This is a genomic window from Streptomyces sp. NPDC051913 (genome assembly GCF_044593635.1).
In the GTDB taxonomy this organism is placed as follows: Bacteria; Actinomycetota; Actinomycetes; order Streptomycetales; family Streptomycetaceae; genus Streptomyces.
This window is the reverse complement of sequence record NZ_JBIUCI010000008.1, coordinates 161,158-179,162: the sequence shown is the minus strand read 5'-3', so window position 1 is coordinate 179,162 and position 18,005 is coordinate 161,158. Positions and strand designations below refer to the sequence as shown.

Here is an 18,005-nt window from a genome sequence, read left to right as displayed (position 1 = left end):
TGTCCGTTGGCGGGGTGTACCACCAGCGCCGCGGATCCCGCCCGTCGGCAAGGGTCAGCTCCGACTCGCGCTGCCGGTCCGCGACGGCATCCAGCTGATCGAGCTCTCGGCAGCTCTGCGGGTCAGCGAGACGCGGTCCATCTACGAGCGACATCAGCCCAGGCCGCGTCCCACCGGGCGAGGTTGTGCCGTTCCAGCCTGCGGCTGGCGTAGCCGTATGCGGCGGCACCGAGGAGTGGGACGGCCATGGCGGCAAGGACGGCGTAGCCCATGACGTGGTCACGGACCTGCGTCATGGTCATGGGCGGGTCGGTGATCTTTGACTCGTTGTCGACCCAGACGCGGACGGTGCTGCCCGCCGGCAGGGCGGGCTCGACGTCGGCCTTCGCGGTGCGGGTGTGTCCATGAGGGTCGGTGAAGCGGACGGAGGCCGGGTACAGGGCCTTCTTCGCCTCATCTGATCCTGGTTCTGGATGGCGAGGAGCGTCGCGGACCAGTATGGCGGGGGTGTGATGGCGTGTGGCGGCCTGGTGCCGGGCGGTCTCCAAGTAATGGCGGTAGGCGGCGTCGCCGACCAGGAACATGGCGACGGGTGTGGTGGCGAGCACGGCCACAAGGAGTGCTGCCGCGATCCAGCCCTGTGCGAGATCGGTGCGACGGCGCAGGGGGTTGCGCCGCCACCGCCACAGCAGAACGCGCGGAGGCTCTTCAACAGGGGGTGCTGGGGGAGTTGCCCGGGCCACGATGTCTCTCCTTCCGCGTGATCGTGACAGCCTCCCCGCTCGTGTGGCGAGGACGGGACGGCGCCGTGCCCTAGGCCGTGTCTTTCGGATCATCCCGGGGCCGCGGGGCTTGGCACGCACATCTGCCGCGTTGTCGTCGGTCGCCGACGCTCCGCGTCTACTCCCTCCTCCGCCTTGCAGCTGCACGCACCAAGCCCCGCTCACCGGCACCGGTTCAGCACCGTCGCTCCGAGTCGGGCTGATCCGAAAGACACGGCCTAACCGCGGTGCACCGGGCCGGTGAGCGCGCAGGGGTGGGCGTGAACAGACTGCAGAAGCCGTGCGGCGCCGCGGACCGCGCTGGTGTGCGGGGCCGGGACGGGCTGGACGGGCGAGTGGAGACGGTCGACGAGCGGGTAGGTGATGTCAACTCGTAGCGCGCCCCCGCCGGCGAGGAGTGGACCACGTCGAAGGGCGTCCAGCGTCAGGGACGTGTGGTCCTGCTCCAGCATGGTGGTCACCATGGCGACGACCGCTTCGGTGATCCGCGTCGCAGGGGTGCGGCTGTCCAGGTCGCTGGTGCCCAGGGCGGTGCAGTGGGCGTCGGTCACCGCGCCGTCGGCGAGCAGTGTGACCTCGGTGAGGTGGGCGCCGATGTCCACGACGAGCAGGGGGCGGGTCAGGTCGGCATCCGCGGCCACGGCCACGGCGCGCGCGGTGGGGACGGTCAGTACCGTGCGCGGGCGCAGGACCTCGACCGCGGTGCGGGCTTCGGCCCGGTAGGCCGTGCCGCCCAATGCGGGCGTGGTCAGGATGAGCAGCGGGCGCCCGAAGCGGGGCAGGCGGTGACCGAGCAGCCGGTCGAGCATCCTGGCGGTTCCGGGAGTGTCGACGATGCTGCCGCGCTGAATGGGGTACGTGGCGCCGTGGCCGGGGAAGGTGACCGTGGGCACGTCGAGGATCATGCGTCGCCCAGACGTCCAGGCTCGGGTGCGGGCGCTCCCCATGTCGAGGGCTATGCCGGTGCACCGCCGGCACCAGGGCCACAAGCGGTGCCGGGCGGCCACGGGACGGGGACGGGGGACGGTGGTCACCGGCCGGCCTCCCTGACCTGCTGGCAGCGGGCGCAGTAGCGGGCCTGCGGCACGATCAGCAGTCGCTCGCGGGCGATGGGGCCGCGGCACAGATGGCAGGTGCCGTAGCGGCCCTCGTCCATCCGCTTGAGGGCGGCTTCGACGTCGGCCAGAACCATGCGAGCGGAGGCGGCGAGCTTGACGCGGACCTCGGTCTGCGCCGCGGCCCGCCGGTCGGCAGCCGCGTCGAGACGGGTGGGGGCGGAGTCCGACAGCTGCTGAAGCTGTTCCTGGCGGAACAGACGTTGTTCGTGCAGGTTCTCGCGGAGTGCGGCGAAGTCCTCGACCGAGACAGTGGTGTGGGCATCCTCGACCATCTGCTGGTTCACCAAGTCACCTCCTGGGCAGGGCGGGAGAGGGGGTTCCGGGCGGCGTCCGTCAGGCGGTGTCACGCTGGCAGGGCACGCAGAACGGGGTGTAGGGCAGGATCTCCAGGCGTTCGACCGGGATGGTCTTGGAGCAGTTCTGACAGATGCCGTAGCTACCGTCTCGAACGCGGGCGAAGGCGGCCTCGACCTGGGCGAGGACCTGCTTGACGGTGGCTTTCTGCGCGGACATCACCTGTTCCTGGGCGTCAGGCCCAGCCCCGCCGATGGCCCGCAGTTGGGTGAGGCGGGAGGCACGTTCTTGTTCGAGGCGCTGGAGGGCCTCATGCGCCGTCAGCCGCTCGCGACGGATCTCGGTCTGGGGCGTGTCGAGCGACATGGCCGTTCCTTCTTTCTGGAGGGAGGCGCAGCGCGCCGGGCAGGCAGCAGTCGGAGGCGAGGACCGGGGAGGCACCGGGCCGGTTCCTGCGTCCAGCGTGGCCGTGCTGCCGCCGAGATCCCATCGGGCGCGATACCCATCTGTGGCAAGGCCCAGGACCCATTGCGGCGTGGGCAGGCCAGGCTCCGGGAAATGGGCATTGGAGCCCATCGACGGCGACGCGGCAAGCGGGCAGCCTGGACGGCAGGCCGGTTGAGACCAGTGGCCGCGGCACACACATGAGGCGCGCGGTGACAGACAGAGGAAACGCAGCCGTGTCACCTGGAGAAAGGCGTCATCGCGGTGTCCCTGTTCTGGCGGATCTTCGCGCTCAACGCGGTCGTGCTGGGAAGCGCCACCGCGCTGCTGCTGTGGGCTCCGGTCACCGTCTCCGTGCCGGTACTCCTGACCGAGGCGGTCATCCTCGTGGCCGGCCTGATCGTCATGCTGGTCGCCAACGCGGCCCTGCTGCGGATCGGCCTGACCCCGCTCGACCGGCTCACCCGGCTGATGACCACCGTGGACCTGCTGCGCCCCGGCCAGCGGCTGCCGGAAGGCGGCCTTGGCGAGACCGCCGAACTGATCCGCACCTTCAACGCCATGCTGGAGCGCCTTGAGCACGAACGCGCCACCAGCAGCGCCCGCGCCCTGTCCGCACAGGAGGCGGAGCGCCGCCGTATCGCCCAGGAACTGCACGACGAGGTCGGCCAGAGCATGACCGCGATCCTGCTGGCGCTGGAGCGGGCCGCCGGTGAGGCGGGCGAACCCCTGCGCAGCGAGCTCCGACAAGCGCAGGAGATCACCAGGGGAAGCCTGGACGAGGTGCGCCGCCTGGTCCGCCGACTACGGCCGGGCGCCCTGGACGACCTCGGACTGATCAGCGCACTGACCTCGCTGACCACCGAGTTCGCCACCCACGTCGGGTTGCGCGTGGTGCGCCGCTTCGACACCGGGCTCCCCGCGCTGGACCAGCAGACGGAACTGGTGCTGTACCGCGTCGCCCAGGAAGCCCTGACCAACGCCGCCCGCCACGCCGAGGCCGACAAGGTCGAGGTGAGCCTGCGCCACACCGACGCAGCGATGGTGCTGGCCGTCAGCGACGACGGCCGCGGCACCGGCGGCGCCCGCGAAGAAGCCGGAATCCGTGGAATGCGCGAACGAGCCCTGCTGATCGGGGCCACGCTGGATGTCACCTCACAGCCCCAGGCCGGTACGACGGTCCGCCTGACCGTGCCCCTCCTCAGGAAGCAGCCATGACCAAGCCCCACACATCAGTGATCCGTATCCTCGTCGCCGACGACCACGCTCTGGTCCGTCGCGGGGTACGGCTGATCCTCGACCGTGAGCCGGACCTCGAGGTCGTCGCCGAGGCGGGGGACGGCGCGGAGGCCATCGAGCTGGCCCGCACCCATGAGGTCGACCTGGCGGTCATGGACATCGCGATGCCCCGGAAAACCGGCCTCCAGGCCACCCGGGAACTCCTCGCGCTGAAGCCCGGCGTACGAGTGCTGATGCTGACCATGCACGACAACGAGCAGTACTTCTTCCAGGCGCTGAAGGCCGGCGCCAGTGGCTATGTGCTGAAGTCCGTGGCGGACCGCGACCTGGTGGCGGCCTGCCGGGCCGCGATGCGCGACGAACCCTTCCTGTATCCAGGCGCGGTCACCGCACTCATCCGCAACTACCTCGACCGGGTCCACCAGGGCGAGGAGCCGCCCGAGCAGATACTGACGGCACGGGAGGAAGAGGTCCTCAAACTCGTCGCCGAGGGCCACTCCTCCAAGGAGATCGCGGAGATGCTCTTCATCAGCATCAAGACCGTCCACCGGCACCGCGAGAACCTGCTGCACAAGCTCGGCCTGCGCGACCGGCTGGAACTCACCCGTTACGCGATCCGCGCCGGTCTCATCCAGGCCTGACACCGCCGACTCCTCAAGCCCCCGGCTGCCCACTCCCCAGCCGGGGCTTGAGGTACCGACTGCCACCGACCGACTGCCACCGACCGGCTGCGACCGACGGGCTGCCACCGACCGTCTGCTACCGACGGGCTGCCGTCGATGCGAAAGGAGGAGGGGGATGGCTCGCCTCGCACGCCCCGTAACGCGCACGCGCGGGCCTCGCTCGGCAGCGGTATGGGTCGTCCTGCTCGCTGTTCTCGCCATCCTGCTCAGCTCATACGCCCCGGGCAGCGAGCACCCCCGTGCGATGAGTGGCACAGGGGCCGCCGACGAAGCCGCATCGGCACACAGCATGTCGTACGCGGACAGCACGGACCCCGCGACCCCCACCCTCTCCGTACGAAGCGATCGCAACGGCACCGGCGAACGCCATGCTCCGCCGGTCGCCACCCCAGCGGCGGCACGGGGAACATCAGCCGCCCCGCTCCCGTGCACACCGCCGCCCTAAGCGACGTCCCCGCTCGCATCGGAGCAACCGGCACACCGTCACGGGGTCCGGGCTCCACCCGCGCTCTCCGGCACCTGAACCCCGACCACTTCCCTCTTCTCCACCGCGGCCACGACCCTGGCAGCGGTGCGCCTGCCGGAGGCCCGCTGTGAAACGATCCCCGCACATCAGAGGACTGATCGCCCTCGCCACCATCGCCCTGTCCCTGTACGTCGCGCTCACCGTGCCCGTCCACCTCGGACTCGATCTGCGCGGCGGCACCCGCATCATGCTGGAGACCCGTCCCACGTCCGCCACCGACGCCGACGGCGAGGCAACAGACCGCACGGTGGAGGTGCTGCGCGGACGCATCGACGCTCTCGGTGTCGCCGAACCCACCATCGCCCGCTCCGGCAGCGACCGGATCGTCGTGGAACTGCCCGGCCTGAAGGACCCGCGGAAGGCTGCCGAGGTGCTCGGCCGCACCGCCCAGCTCAGCTTCCACCGCGTGCTCGGCACCGTCGCCGACGATCTGCCCCAACCGCTGCCCAAGCGGCCCCGCGAGCAGGTGCTGGCCGACGAGTCCGGCCGGCACCTGCGTCTTCGGGCGGCTTCACTGACCGGCAAGGACGTCGAGAGGGCGGCCGCCCGCTTCGACCAGCAGAGCGGTGCCGGATGGCACGTGACCGTCGACTTCAGGGGATCAGGCGAGGAGAGGTGGGCCCGCCTGACCGGCGAGGCGGCCTGCCACGCGGCCGGAGACCCGGGCCGCCGGGTCGCCATCGTCCTGGACGGCAAGATCATCTCTTCGCCGCAGGTCGACCCGTCCGTCGCATGCCGTTCCGGCATCAGCGGCGGCTCCACCCAGATCACCGGCACCTTCGACGACGCCGAGGCCAAGGAGCTGGCCCTGCTCATCAACGGTGGCGCGCTGCCGGTGCCGGTCGAGACCATCGAGCAGCGCACCGTCGGCCCCACCCTGGGCGCCGAAGCCATCACGGCCAGCGCGTGGGCCGCCACCATCGGCACCGCACTGACCTCGCTGTTCATCATCGGCGTCTACCGCATCATGGGGTTCCTCGCGGCCCTGGCACTGCTCTGCTACGGCCTCCTCTCCTACGCCGCCCTCGCCGCCCTCGGAGCCACCCTCACCTTGCCGGGCCTCGCCGGATTCGTGCTGGCCATCGGTATGGCCGTCGACGCCAACGTCCTCGTCTTCGAACGCGCACGAGAGGAGTACGCCGCAGGTCACCGCCGCACCCCGCGCTCGGCCCTGACGTCCGGATTCCGCAGGGCCTTCAGCGCGATCGCCGACTCCAACATCACCACCCTCATCGCCGCCGGCCTGCTCTTCTTCCTCGCCTCCGGACCCGTGCGCGGATTCGGCGTCACACTGGGCATCGGCGTCCTCGCCTCCATGATCAGCGCCCTGGTCATCACCCGCGCCCTCGCCGACTACGCGATCGCCCACCCCCACCTGCGCCGCCGCCCGCACCTCACAGGCATCGCCCACACCGGCACCGTCCGCAACCGCCTCAGCCGCACCGAGCCGAACCTCCTGCACCACCCGCGCCGATGGCTGGCAGCCTCCGCAGCCGCCCTCGTCCTGGCCGCAGCAGGGATCGCTGTACGCGGCCTCGACTTCGGCGTCGAGTTCACCGGTGGCCGCCTCATCGAATACACCACAGCCGTCCCCGTAGACGCCGACCGAGCCCGTACCGCACTCGCCGACGCCGGCTTCCCCCGGGCCGTCGTCCAGACCTCCGGGGAAAACCAACTCACCATCCGCACACACCACCTGAGGGACACCCAGGCGGCGGCCATCACCAACACCGTCACCGACCTGGCGCGCACAGCCGACAAGATCCGCGACGAAGCCATCGGACCCACCCTGGGCAAGGAACTGCGCCGTGGCGCCCTCATCGCCCTCGTGGTCGCCCTCGGCGCCCAACTGGCGTATCTCGCGGCACGCTTCCGCTGGCTGCTGGGAACCTCCGCGGTCGCCGCCCTCGCCCATGACGTCGTGATCCTCATCGGTGTCTTCGCATGGCTCGGCAAACCGATCGACGGCGTCTTCCTGGCCGCGCTGCTGACCGTCATCGGCTACTCCGTCAACGACTCCGTCGTCGTCTTCGACCGCATCAGGGAACTGGCCCGGCGTGACCACAAGGAGCCCTTCGCCCGCATCGCCAACCAGGCGCTCCTGCAGACCCTGCCCCGCACGGTCAACACCGGCATGGGCGCCGCCTTCATCCTCACCGCGCTGGCCCTCCTTGGTGGCGACACCCTGACCGACTTCGCTCTCGCACTCCTCATCGGCCTTGTTGTCGGCACCTACTCCTCGATGTTCACCGCGACACCGCTCGCCATCGAACTGCAGAAACACAGCGGAGCCGACCGCATCCCCGCGGCCAGGTGCAGCACCCGCCAATGACATCGCGGAGGCCCGGTCCTGGACGTGCATACCTACTTCGCTCTTGTTGAGGCAGCACGCCGGCTGACCGAGCGCGTGACCACCAGCGCACGGCTGTCTATTCCGGCGACATGGCCCTGCTGAGCGGCGGCATGATCTCCCTCGGGCAGCGCATCAGACGGGTCGGCGGGTGAGGTTTCATCGGGAGGATGAACGCTGCTCGGGCGCGTGGCCGGATGCTGGCCTTGTTCTCCCTGGCCTACAGCGATCCCGAGCGCAGCATCGCCTTCGGGTACGAGGCGATGCTGCGCCAGGGCCGACGGCGCGTGCGCGGGCAGCCTTCTGGATCTCGCCCGGCCTGGACGACGCTGACGACTCGAGAGGCAAGCGGGCTCGTGTGAACTGTTGCCGCTGCGATGCCCGATGAGTAATGCCGCCTTACCGGGTCTACAGCACAGTTGAACCAATCTGGATCGAAACCCCAGGAGGTCGCCGTGTCCACATCAGTGCTCGACATGTCGGTGTCACTCGACGGATATATCGCCGATCCGAACGATTTTCTGGGCGGCGACGATGGCGAACGACTGCACAAGTGGGCCGACCCGGAGAACGAGACCGGATCGCTGTCCGGGCCGGCCGCTCAATTCCAGGACGAATGGAACTCAGCCGGCGCGGTGCTCGCGGGACGACGCACTGCCGAGCTCATGGATCACTGGGGTGGCGATCACGGTGGACTCCCGATCTTCGTGCCCAGTCACCGCCCGCCCGGCCCCGCCGCCCGTTGGGGCTATCCGTTGGTGACGTACGTGACCGACGGGATCGAGAGCGCGATGGCACAGGCCAAGGCCGCCGCCGGGGACAAGGACGTGCAGGTACGTGGCGCGTACACGGCGCAACGGGCGCTTGAGGCCGGGGTGCTGGATGAGGTGCAGATCCATCAGATCCCGGTGCTGCTCGGTAATGGCCGTCGCCTGTTCGACGTCCTGCCGTCGCAGATCGAGTTGGAGATCATCCGGGTGATCGACACGCCGGAGGCCACTCACATCCGTTACCGCGTCCGTCGCTGAGCCGGCCGTACTCCTTGCGGTGAACAACAGGTGCGGGCCGTTCGCCGTGCCCAAATTCACCCGACCCTCGTGTGGTGTTTTCGTGAGCGGTCAGCCGTCTATCCGCCCTGATGGGTCTGGCGGAAAGCGCCCGGGGGCACAGCGAGGTGGCGGGTGAAGAACTTGCCGAAGTTCGTGGCTTCGGCGAATCCCAGACGCCGGGCGATGGTAGCCACGGGTTCGTCGGTGTGGGCGAGCAGCCGCTGTGCCTCCAGCGCGACTCGGGCGTCGATGACGTGCTTCACGGGTTGCCCGGTGGCCGCGACACAGGCACGTGTGAGGGTCTTGACGGTGTACCCGAGCCGGTGCGCGTAGTCGGCGGCGCGGCGGGTGGTGGCGTACGAGCGTTCCAGCTCGGCGCGGAAGCGGGCGTACACCTCCCCGCCCGCGTGCGGGTCTCCTGCGCTGTCGGGGTGCGGCAGCCGGTCGATCTGCAACAGGACGGTGGCCAAGAGGAGTTGGAGGATTTCCGCCGACACGCTCTCCTCCTGCCGGTCGTACTCGGCCCGCATCTGACCGAGCAGGGTCGACAGTACGGCGTACTCGGGGCGCGCCCCGAGCTGCCGGCAGGCGGGCCCGTACCACTCCTTGACCAGGCGGTCGGCGCTGCTGGTGTGCGGCGGGAAGGCCGGTGTGAACAGGAGGTGGGTGCCGTTGGCCGTGCCGGGCCGGACGAAACGCTGCACCTGCCCCGGCCGTACCCACAACAGGGTGCCGGGGCGGCAGGGGTACGTCACGAAGTCGACGGCGTGGTCCCCGCTGCCCTCCGTGATCAGCGTGAGGGTGTGGAAGTCCACGCGGTGCACCAGATCGGGCCGCCGACCTCGCTGCCGACGCCGCTCGTGCAGGGTGGCGAGATCGATGATCTCGAAGCCGGGCACCCGCTCCTCGGGCGGACGGAAGCCGAGCCGCAGGATCGCCCCGCCGCGGGAGGGATCGCCGTCACCAAGATCCGCGGAAAGCACACCGAGCTCCAGATGTCCTCGAATTACCATGCCGCGTCTTCAGCGTATCTCGTCTGCCTGCGGTGATGCGACAAGAGTGGAGGTCGTCAAGGCGGCACGAGGCCGCCCCAGCACAAGGAGCAGCACCATGAACGGCACGGTCACAGTTCTCGACAGGGGCTCGGTCCGCATCCACAGCTACATGTCGCCGGCCGACACCTTTCACACCACCACCCAGCTGATCGAGACCTCGGCACGGATCATCGCGATCGACGCCCAGCTGCTGCCCGCCTACGCCGAGGAGGCCGTCGCGTACGCCAAGGGCCTCGGCAAGCCGATCGACCGGCTGATCGTCACCCACGCCCACCCGGACCACTACACCGGACCACTACAACGGCGCCGCGCGCTTCGGCGCCCCTGTGCACGCCCTGACCCAGGTGACGGAGCAGATCATCGCCCGCGGCGACAGCCACCTGCCGACCGGTCAGGTCATCCCCCTCACCGAGTTCACACCGGACACGGCCCTCGTCCCAGGCACCGAGGTCATCGACGGCGTCACCTTCGTCTTCGAGGCCGTCTCCGGCGGCGAGGCCGCGGACGAGCTCCTCATCAAGCTGCCCGAGCAGGGTGTGCTGATCGCCCAGGACCTCGTCTACAACGACGTCCACCTCTACCTGGGCAACAACGACATCACCGGCTGGCAGCAGCTCGTGGACGCGCTGGCGTCGGAGTCCGGCTACGACACGATCCTGGCCGGCCACGGCGCCCCCACCGGGCCGGAGGTCTACCAGGACGTCCGCCGCTACCTCGACGACGCCCGCGAGCTGCTCGGCGCGGACGGCGACGCGTACAAGAAGGCGATCGTCGACAAGTACCCGTCCCACGTGGGCCCGTTCATCATCGACATCGCCAACCGGTCCCTCTTCCCGGCCGCCGGCTGATCCCCACTCCTCTTCCCACCTTCTTCGACACGCGCGCATCAAGAGAGATCCGTCATGTCCTCAGTACGTCCTCGCGGCCCCCGTGCCGCGGCCGTCGCCACGGCCGCCCTCCTCGTCCTGGGCAGCGCCGCCCCGGCCCTCGCGACCCCCGTCGGCGACATCCACCACCACCCCGTTATGACCGACAAGCCCTCTCTGCCCACCAGTTACACGATCCCCGGCGACAAGACCTACCCCGAGGGCATCGCCCGCCAGCAGGGCACGCCGTACTTCTACGTCGGCAGCACCAGCGACGGCACCCTCTACCGCGGCGACATCCACCACAGCGCGACCCAGGTGTTTCTGCCCGGCGGCAAGGACGGACGGACCTCCGTCGGCGGAATGAAGGCCGACCGCGCCGACCGGCTCATCGTCGCCGGAGGCGCCACCGGCAAGGTCTTCGTCTACGACACCCGCACCCGGGCCCTGCTGCACATCTTCGACACCGGCCGCACCGACGTCTTCCTCAACGACGTCGCCATCGCACCGAACGGCGACGTCTACATCTCCGACTCCCTGCATCCGGCCCTGTGGCACATCACGGCCACGGAACTGAACAGCCGCACCATCGACCAGCCCCTTCACGTGGGTGTCGACCTGACCGACTCGCCGATGGTCTACAACGCCGGCTTCAACGGCAACGGCCTGGTGGTCACCGGTGACGGACGGTACGTCCTGCTCGCCGACTACAACGACTACGCCTTCTACCGCGTCGACCTGCGTACCCACCAGGTCGTCCCGATCGACCTCGGCGGCGCCAGGGGCATCTCCGGCGACGGCCTGCTCCTCAAGGGGCACACGCTGACCGCGGTCACCGAACTGGACAACCCCGACGGCCAGATCGCCGTACTGAAACTGAACGGCGACTACGCCAAGGCCCACGTCGTGAGCGTGGTGCACGGGCACGGCATGCACAGCCCCTCCACGGCCGCCTTCGACGGCCACGACCTGCTGATCGTCAACTTCCAGTTCCAGATCGCCGACCCGAAGCTGCCGTTCAACGTCGTGCGGGTTCACACCGAGTCGAAGTAGCAGTGCGGCGTCCCACCGGTGAGATTCGCCGTGCAGGAGCAGCCCGGTCGAGAGAACGGACGACCCCCATGAAGATCACCATCGTCGGTGCCGGGACCATGGCCCGAGGCATCGCCACCCGCGCCCTCGTCGGCGGCCACGACGTCACCATCACCGCCACGGACCCCGGCAAGGCGGTACAACTCGCCGACGAACTAGGCGAGCAGGAGCACGGCGGCCGGGTGGGCGCCGCGGGCGAATCGGCCGTCGACCAGGCCGACATCGTGGTCCTCGCGGTGCCTTTCGCCGCGGCCGAGCAGCTCGCCGCCTCCTACGGTCCGAGGCTCGGCGGCAAGGTGCTGATAGACATCAGCAACCCCGTCGACGCCTCGCTCGACGCGCTGGTCGTCGCCCCCGGCACCTCGGCCGCCGAGCGGATCGCCGAGGCCGCGGGACCGCAGGTGCGGGTGGTCAAGGCGTTCAACACGACGTTCGCCGCGACCCTGGTCTCCGGTCAGGCGGGCGGCACCCCGCTGGACGTCTTCCTCGCCGGCGACGACGAGGCCGCTCGCAAGGAGGTCGCCGACCTCGTCGCCTCCGGCGGGCTCAACCCGGTCGACGTCGGCGAGCTCAAGCACGCACGCGAACTGGAGGGCTTCCAGCTGCTCCACATGGCGCTGCAGATCCGCGAAGGCGGCCACGGCTGGGCGAGCACGATCAAGATCGTCGCCCCCTGACCAGCCATCGCTCTTCCCCCCCAAGCCCACTGCCGGCCCCCTTCTCCCTCACAGGCCGGCAGCGACCCCAACCCCCAGGAGAACCACAACATGCACGCCCGCACCACCATCCCCACACTCGCAGCTGCCGCGGCCCTGCTGACCTCCGCGGCGACCGCCACGGCCGCCACCGAGCCGCTCTCCGAGCCCCGCATCGCGGCCCACTTCAGCCTGGCAACCGAGCAGCAGCCCGAGAACATCACCGTCGACCGCACCGGATCCGCCTACCTGACCTTCTCCTTCGCCCGCCAGATCGTCCGCATCGCCCCCGACGGACACGCGCAGGTGCTGGCCACGCTCCCCGCGCCCGCCGAGGCGAGCACCCCCAACCTGGGCAAGGCGTTCGTCGGCGGCATCGCCCGCGCCGACGACGGCACCCTCTACGTCACCTACGCCACCGGCACCGCCGACCTGACCGGAGTCTGGGCGGTCAGCCCCGGTGGCCGCCCGCACCGGATCGCCGCCCTGCCCGCCGACGGACTGCCCAACGGCCTCGCCCTCGACCGGCACACCCGCAAGCTCTACGTCACCGACTCCGTCCACGGCGTCGTCTACCGCCTGCCCGCACGCGGCGGCAAGGCCACCGTCTGGGCCAGCGGTGAGGCCCTCGAACCCAGCACCTTCGCCGGCGCCAACGGACTGAAACTGCACGCCGGGGCCGTCTGGGCCACCAACCTCGACAAGGGCACCGTGCTGCGCATCCCGGTCACCGCGCACGGCACGGCGGGCCCGATCGAGGTCCGCGCCACCGGCATGCCCTCCATCGACGACTTCGCCTTCACCGGGCACGGAGACACCCTCCTCGCCGCCCGCGACGACAACGAGGTCGACCTGGTCCGCCCCGACGGCACCCACACCGCGGTGCTGACGGCCGCCGACGGTCTCCAGACCCCGACCTCCGTCGCGGTCCACGGCCGCAAGGTGTACGTCCCCAGCGCCGCGTACCTCACCAACGAGGACCCCAACCTCCTCGTCGCCCACCTCGCCAGCTGATGCCGGGAAGTTCACCAATGGAGGACTCCTCCCCATGAGCATTCCCCAGCCACACGAGGCGGCGTCCGAGGAGACACACAGTCTCGACGCCCTCTACCAAGCAAGCTCCAGTTGCTCTCCGGCGACGCGGCTCGCCCGCTGACCCGGGCCCACCGCACCGCCGCGGACGCCTGGGCGCTCGGCTCCTGTGCTTCGACAAGGCCCAGTACTGCCGCCGCTACGCAGGGCTGTTGGACGGGCCCGAGCGCGTCACGCCATGGTCGGGGTGGGCCGGGAAAACGTATAGGGCCTGTCCGTCTGTGCGGACAGGCCCCTAGTTGGAGCGCCGGGCAGGCCTTGCACCTGCATTTCCCCACAGGAAGTGGGGCGTCTTTCCTTGGACCACCAACGCGCGAACAACCACCCTCAGTTGCGGCGGCCAGCTCGTGATCAATATTACCGCACCCGGCGAGTAGCGGTGACCGGGCGAGGGCGTGGCACCAGCCCGCTCGAAGCCGACCCTGCCACCATGGCCGCATGGAACGTGTACTTGGAATCGGCGGCTACTTCAGGCGCGCCGCCGACCCGGCCGCGCTGAGCGCGTGGTACCGCGACTGTCTGGGCCTGGACACCGACGAGCACGGGCTGTGGCATCCGGAAGCCGGCCCGACGGTGTTCGCGGCGTTCGACTCCGAGACCGACTACTTCGGGTCCCGCGCCCAGCAGTCCATGCTCAACTTCCGGGTCCGCGACCTGGATGCGATGCTCGCGCAGCTGCGCGCCAAGGGAGCGGATGTGGCTGCGGAGACTCAGGAGATGGACGGTGTCGGACGGTTCGGCTGGGTCAACGATCCCGAGGGCCATCGGATCGAACTGTGGCAGCCCGCCGCCGAGCCAGGGGAGGGGGAGGGGGAGGGGGAGGGAGCGTAGGGGAATTCGAGTCGGGATGGGTGTTGCCCATCGCGGTAGGTCGTAGGGCTGTGGGCGGCCCCGTGAGAGCGGCGCATGCAGTCCGTGTAGGGGCCGAAGTGTTCGGCGGAAAGGCGGTGCAGGGCGTAGCCGCCGCCTTTGCTGCACCATCTCGAGTTCGTGCTCAGGCGACAACCAAGGTCCTGCTGTTGGAGTCAGCCGGCGTTGGTTGATGCACAGGCTGTGTGTCCTAGGACAGCCGGGCCCATCGGCGAGCAGGGCCCTGGGGGCGAGGTCGTACTGGTCTCGCACGTCGTCGGGCCCGACCGTGTTCTGCCGGGTCTGCTTCGTAGCGGTCAACTGGTCCGTGATCCGCTGGGCCCGCTTCTGGGTGACCCACGGGAGCTGGTCCTGGACGCCATGGTCTATGGCGTTCGTAGGCACGCATGATGGCGTGCTCGCGGCGCTGTGTTGTTGCCGGGGGGCGACTCTGAGACGCACGCCGTTGCTGGCGCGTGCCAACAGCCCCTGACAAAACGCGTTATGCCTCGTCCTGGTCTGTGCCGTGCAACCTGACGGGGGTGACGCGAGTGTGGATCAGTGACCGCTTCCTGCGGTGCTGGATCCCGACAAACAACAGGAGGAGAGCGAGTGCGTAATGCCTTGCTGGGCTTGTTCATGGCGGTGGCGGTTGCCCTCGCACTAGCGCCGCTGGCTGACGCCGGTCAGACGCAGACGGTGGCCTGTTGCGGCGGCACACCGGGCTTCCCGTAAAGGGGGCTTACCAGCTGAGGGTCCGTCGGCTTGCTGGCGGACCCTCTCCCTTCGGCGATGGTGGCGTCGGCCAACGTCCACGACAACACCACCGTCATCGCCCGCCTGCACAAACTCGCCCTCACCGGGCAACGGAGAGGTAGGCAGGTACTGCTGGAGGCGGTCACGGGCCGCGCCTGCCAGGCACTCTGCCCGAGGTGTGGAACGTACGGGCCCGCAACGTCTCCTCCACGGGTTGGCGATTGCGTACGCGCGCCGGTTCGGCGGCGCCTACGACCTGGTCGGGTGGATTGCGGCCGACGACCTGGCCCTCATCCCGGACCAACTCGCCCAGATCCCGACGCTCTTGCTGCGTTTCTACCGGGCGGGCCGGATCATGTGCTGATCACTTCTCGCAGCTCCCGCTGGGATGCTTGCACGCTCCCTGTCGGCGTCGACACTCTCGTCTGGAGCTCGTACGGGGGGCGCACCGGCTCCGCGGGGCCCGGTCTCGACAGGACGAGCCCGTCAGTGCCGCCGCTGATGGAGGCCGGCAGGACGTGGTCGCCGACGTGCTCGCGGACCCAGGGGCCGCGGCGGACATGCCGCGTGAGCGTCGTGGGCTCCTGCGCGACCTCGTCGGCCCCGCGGCGGCCCGCGATACCGAGGCCGCGTGGACCGGACGGGTCCACGCCATCACCGCCCGCACGAGCCGGGCTGACATCGACGCGTTGCTCATTCGGCCCGACGGCGTCGTCGCCCGGGCCTTGCGCACCGGGCGGGACCTCGGTGCCACCGCGCCGCTGAACACATGGTTCGGCCAACCGGTCTGAGCAGCGCATTAACAGTCGTCTCAGGTTCGCTCACTAGGAATTCGGCATCCAGACAAGCGATGCAACCCGTATGTAGGAGGCTAGTGATGGCAGTCAACTCAGCGCCGTCCGGGGAAGCGCCGGCCGGTCGGTTGGCGGGCCGGTGGGTGCCCTGGTTGGTGATCGGCTTATGGCTGGTGCTGGCGGCGGGCATGGTGCCGCTGAGCGGAAAGTTGAGCTCGGTCACCACCGACAGCGCCGTGGACACCCTGCCGGCCGGTGCCGAGTCCACCAAGGTGGCGGTCCTGGACGACCGTCTCCCCGGTGGTGACAGCAACACGTTCGTCTTCGTGTACCACCGCACGGGCGGCATGACCGACGCCGACCGCGCTACGGTCGAGCGCCACTACAACACCCTTGCCAAGCGGTACCCGCCGAAGACGACGGCGGCGACCGGTGAGGACGACGAGGGCTCACCGCTGAGCCTCTCCACCGACCGCGAGGCGATGATGTTCACCCTCGAGGTGGGCACGGCCTACGGCGCACCGGAGGACATCGTCGGCCCGTTGCGTGACGCCGCGAAGAACCGCCCCTTGGGCCTGGAACTCGACGTGACAGGCCCGGGCGCGATCGACGGCGACATGGACGCCGTCTTCGACGGCATCGACGTGCAGGTCCTGCTCACCACCATCGTCGTCGTCACGCTCCTGCTCATCCTCACCTACCGCAGCCCGGTGTTGTGGATCATCCCGCTGCTGGCCGTGGGCGCGGCCGCACTGACCGCGATGGCGACCGTCTACCTGCTCGTCAAGGGCTTCGGCATCGTGGTCAACGACCAGAACTCGGCGCTGCTGACGATCCTGGTGTTCGGCGTCGGCACGGACTACGCGCTGTTGCTCATCGCTCGATATCGCGAGGCTCTGCACCACCATGAGAACGTCCGGGTCGCGATGGTCCACGCGCTACGCGGCGCGGCGCCGGCCATCGTCGCGTCCGCGGCCACCGTGGTCGCCGGCCTGCTCTGCCTGCTCGTCGCGGACCTGAACAGCACCAGCGGGCTGGGTCCGATCGGTGCGGCCGGCATCCTGTGCGCGCTGGTGGCCATGCTGACGCTGTTCCCGGCGGTGCTCGTGGTGCTCGGCAGGCGGATCTTCTGGCCGGCCATCCCGCGGTTCAGCACGGCCGTGGAGGAGAAGCCGGGGCTGTGGGGACGGCTCGGCGCCGCCATCAGCCGCCGCCGGTGGGTGGCCACGCTCGGCTCGCTCGGAGTCCTCGGCGTGCTCGCCCTCGGGCTTGCGGGCAACACCGGCGCCCTGCGAGAGCAGGACCAGTTCCTGTCCGCGCCGGAGTCGGTCACCGGCTTCACCGTGCTGCGCCAGCACTTCCCGGAGCTCGGGGGCCAGCCGATGACGGTCTTCACGCGGCCCGCGCACCAGGAGCGGGTGCTCGACATCGTCAAGGACACTCCCGGTGTGGCCCTGGCCGTCCCGGAGCAGACCAGCGGTGGCTGGGCCAACATCTCCGTGTTCCCGAAGGACGCGCCGGACACCGCCGCCGAGTACGACACGATTCTGCGGGTGCGCACCGCCGTGCACGCGGTGAGCGGGGCGGAGGCGATCGTCGGCGGGCCGAGCGCGGAGAACCTCGACACCGAGGGGACCACCGAGCGCGACGAGAAGCTGGTGATCCCACTGGTGCTCGCCGTCGTCCTGATCATCCTCGGGCTGCTGCTGCGCGCGATCCTGGCCCCGCTGGTCCTGATGGCCACCGTGATCGTCTCGTTCGCCGCGGCCTTCGGCGGCAGCGTGTTCGTCTTCGACACGATCCTCGGGTTCAAGGGCATCGACTATTCGGTGCCGCTGCTGGCATTCCTGTTCCTCGTGGCGCTCGGCGTCGACTACAACATCTTCCTGGCCAGCCGGGCCCGGGAGGAGACCGTGCGTCTGGGCACCAGAAAGGGCATGCTCAAAGCCCTCTCGGCCACCGGTGGCGTCATCACCTCGGCAGGCCTGGTCCTGGCGGCCACGTTCGCGGTGCTCGCCACACTTCCGCTGGTGATGCTGGTCGAGGTCGGGTTCCTGGTCGCCTTCGGCGTGCTGCTCGACGCCCTGCTGGTGCGGTCGGTCCTGGTGCCCGCCCTCACCTTGCTGATCGGCCGGCGGATCTGGTGGCCGAGCCGACTGTCCCGGCCAGCGGTGGAGCTGCCGGACGGCCCACAGCCGCTCGCCGACGACGAGGAGCCCGCGCTGCAACGGTGAGCGCGGCGGCACGGACGAGATCCGGGACGGGCCAGGCCCGTCCCGGATCTTTTTCATGGGTCCGACGGCGGCGGCCCGTTGGCCCTG

Annotated in this window: 17 protein-coding genes and 1 pseudogene; 13 read left to right on the top strand and 5 right to left on the bottom strand. The window is 69.8% G+C overall.

The features are described from left to right. Window positions 1-122: 122 nt before the first annotated feature. The 4 genes from ACIHIX_RS25040 to ACIHIX_RS25025 form a co-directional block, all read right to left on the bottom strand. On the bottom strand, window positions 123-743 hold the full coding sequence (locus ACIHIX_RS25040) for a hypothetical protein (RefSeq protein ID WP_399959728.1): 621 nt from the start codon (window positions 741-743) through the stop codon (window positions 123-125). Between the two features lie 257 nt (window positions 744-1,000). After that, window positions 1,001-1,816, bottom strand: a complete 816-nt coding sequence (locus tag ACIHIX_RS25035; RefSeq protein ID WP_399959726.1) for a rod shape-determining protein — start codon at window positions 1,814-1,816, stop codon at window positions 1,001-1,003. Further along, window positions 1,813-2,187: a TraR/DksA family transcriptional regulator gene (locus tag ACIHIX_RS25030; RefSeq protein WP_399959725.1), complete on the bottom strand. Its 375-nt coding sequence runs from the start codon at window positions 2,185-2,187 to the stop codon at window positions 1,813-1,815. The genes ACIHIX_RS25035 and ACIHIX_RS25030 overlap by 4 nt, the downstream gene beginning before the upstream one ends. 46 nt (window positions 2,188-2,233) lie before the next feature. Continuing rightward, window positions 2,234-2,560 (bottom strand): TraR/DksA family transcriptional regulator, encoded by a 327-nt coding sequence (locus ACIHIX_RS25025; protein ID WP_399959723.1) that lies wholly within the window; start codon window positions 2,558-2,560, stop codon window positions 2,234-2,236. A gap of 342 nt (window positions 2,561-2,902) precedes the next feature. Between ACIHIX_RS25025 and ACIHIX_RS25020 the strand changes: the two genes are divergently transcribed. The 5 genes from ACIHIX_RS25020 to ACIHIX_RS25000 all read left to right on the top strand — a co-directional run bounded on the left by ACIHIX_RS25020 (window position 2,903) and on the right by ACIHIX_RS25000 (window position 8,464). Further along, window positions 2,903-3,856, top strand: coding sequence for a HAMP domain-containing sensor histidine kinase (locus ACIHIX_RS25020; RefSeq protein WP_399959721.1), 954 nt, complete (start codon window positions 2,903-2,905; stop codon window positions 3,854-3,856). After that, the gene (locus ACIHIX_RS25015; protein WP_399959719.1) at window positions 3,853-4,518 is read left to right on the top strand and encodes a response regulator; all 666 of its coding nucleotides are present in this window, start codon (window positions 3,853-3,855) and stop codon (window positions 4,516-4,518) included. The genes ACIHIX_RS25020 and ACIHIX_RS25015 overlap by 4 nt, the downstream gene beginning before the upstream one ends. A gap of 635 nt (window positions 4,519-5,153) precedes the next feature. Continuing rightward, window positions 5,154-7,418, top strand: a complete 2,265-nt coding sequence (gene secD, locus ACIHIX_RS25010; RefSeq protein WP_399959717.1) for a protein translocase subunit SecD — start codon at window positions 5,154-5,156, stop codon at window positions 7,416-7,418. A 188-nt stretch (window positions 7,419-7,606) separates the two neighbouring features. After that, window positions 7,607-7,798 carry a hypothetical protein gene (locus ACIHIX_RS25005; RefSeq protein WP_399959715.1) on the top strand — a complete coding sequence of 64 codons (192 nt, stop codon included), beginning with the start codon at window positions 7,607-7,609 and terminating at the stop codon, window positions 7,796-7,798. Window positions 7,799-7,891: 93 nt separating this feature from the next. Beyond that, window positions 7,892-8,464, top strand: coding sequence for a dihydrofolate reductase family protein (locus ACIHIX_RS25000; RefSeq protein ID WP_399959713.1), 573 nt, complete (start codon window positions 7,892-7,894; stop codon window positions 8,462-8,464). A 98-nt stretch (window positions 8,465-8,562) separates the two neighbouring features. On the opposite strand, the gene ACIHIX_RS24995 is transcribed toward ACIHIX_RS25000, so the two are convergent. Next, window positions 8,563-9,498: an AraC family transcriptional regulator gene (locus ACIHIX_RS24995; RefSeq protein WP_399959712.1), complete on the bottom strand. Its 936-nt coding sequence runs from the start codon at window positions 9,496-9,498 to the stop codon at window positions 8,563-8,565. Between the two features lie 97 nt (window positions 9,499-9,595). On the opposite strand from ACIHIX_RS24995, the pseudogene ACIHIX_RS24990 reads away from it, so the two are divergent. The 8 genes and pseudogenes from ACIHIX_RS24990 (at window position 9,596) to ACIHIX_RS24955 (ending at window position 17,918) form a co-directional block, all read left to right on the top strand. Beyond that, window positions 9,596-10,388 (top strand): annotated as a pseudogene (locus ACIHIX_RS24990) (MBL fold metallo-hydrolase). Between the two features lie 54 nt (window positions 10,389-10,442). Continuing rightward, window positions 10,443-11,459, top strand: coding sequence for an SMP-30/gluconolactonase/LRE family protein (locus ACIHIX_RS24985; protein WP_399959710.1), 1,017 nt, complete (start codon window positions 10,443-10,445; stop codon window positions 11,457-11,459). A 2-nt stretch (window positions 11,460-11,461) separates the two neighbouring features. After that, window positions 11,462-12,175 (top strand): NADPH-dependent F420 reductase, encoded by a 714-nt coding sequence (locus ACIHIX_RS24980; RefSeq protein WP_399959708.1) that lies wholly within the window; start codon window positions 11,462-11,464, stop codon window positions 12,173-12,175. Window positions 12,176-12,265: 90 nt separating this feature from the next. Further along, window positions 12,266-13,207: an SMP-30/gluconolactonase/LRE family protein gene (locus ACIHIX_RS24975; protein WP_399959706.1), complete on the top strand. Its 942-nt coding sequence runs from the start codon at window positions 12,266-12,268 to the stop codon at window positions 13,205-13,207. Between the two features lie 516 nt (window positions 13,208-13,723). Next, window positions 13,724-14,116 (top strand): VOC family protein, encoded by a 393-nt coding sequence (locus tag ACIHIX_RS24970; protein WP_399959704.1) that lies wholly within the window; start codon window positions 13,724-13,726, stop codon window positions 14,114-14,116. Window positions 14,117-15,104: 988 nt separating this feature from the next. Beyond that, window positions 15,105-15,254 carry a hypothetical protein gene (locus ACIHIX_RS24965; RefSeq protein ID WP_399959702.1) on the top strand — a complete coding sequence of 50 codons (150 nt, stop codon included), beginning with the start codon at window positions 15,105-15,107 and terminating at the stop codon, window positions 15,252-15,254. Between the two features lie 154 nt (window positions 15,255-15,408). Continuing rightward, on the top strand, window positions 15,409-15,681 hold the full coding sequence (locus ACIHIX_RS24960) for a hypothetical protein (protein ID WP_399959700.1): 273 nt from the start codon (window positions 15,409-15,411) through the stop codon (window positions 15,679-15,681). An 86-nt stretch (window positions 15,682-15,767) separates the two neighbouring features. Next, entirely contained in the window at window positions 15,768-17,918 is a 2,151-nt protein-coding gene (locus tag ACIHIX_RS24955) for an MMPL family transporter (RefSeq protein ID WP_399959698.1), read from the top strand. Window positions 17,919-18,005: the final 87 nt, after the last annotated feature.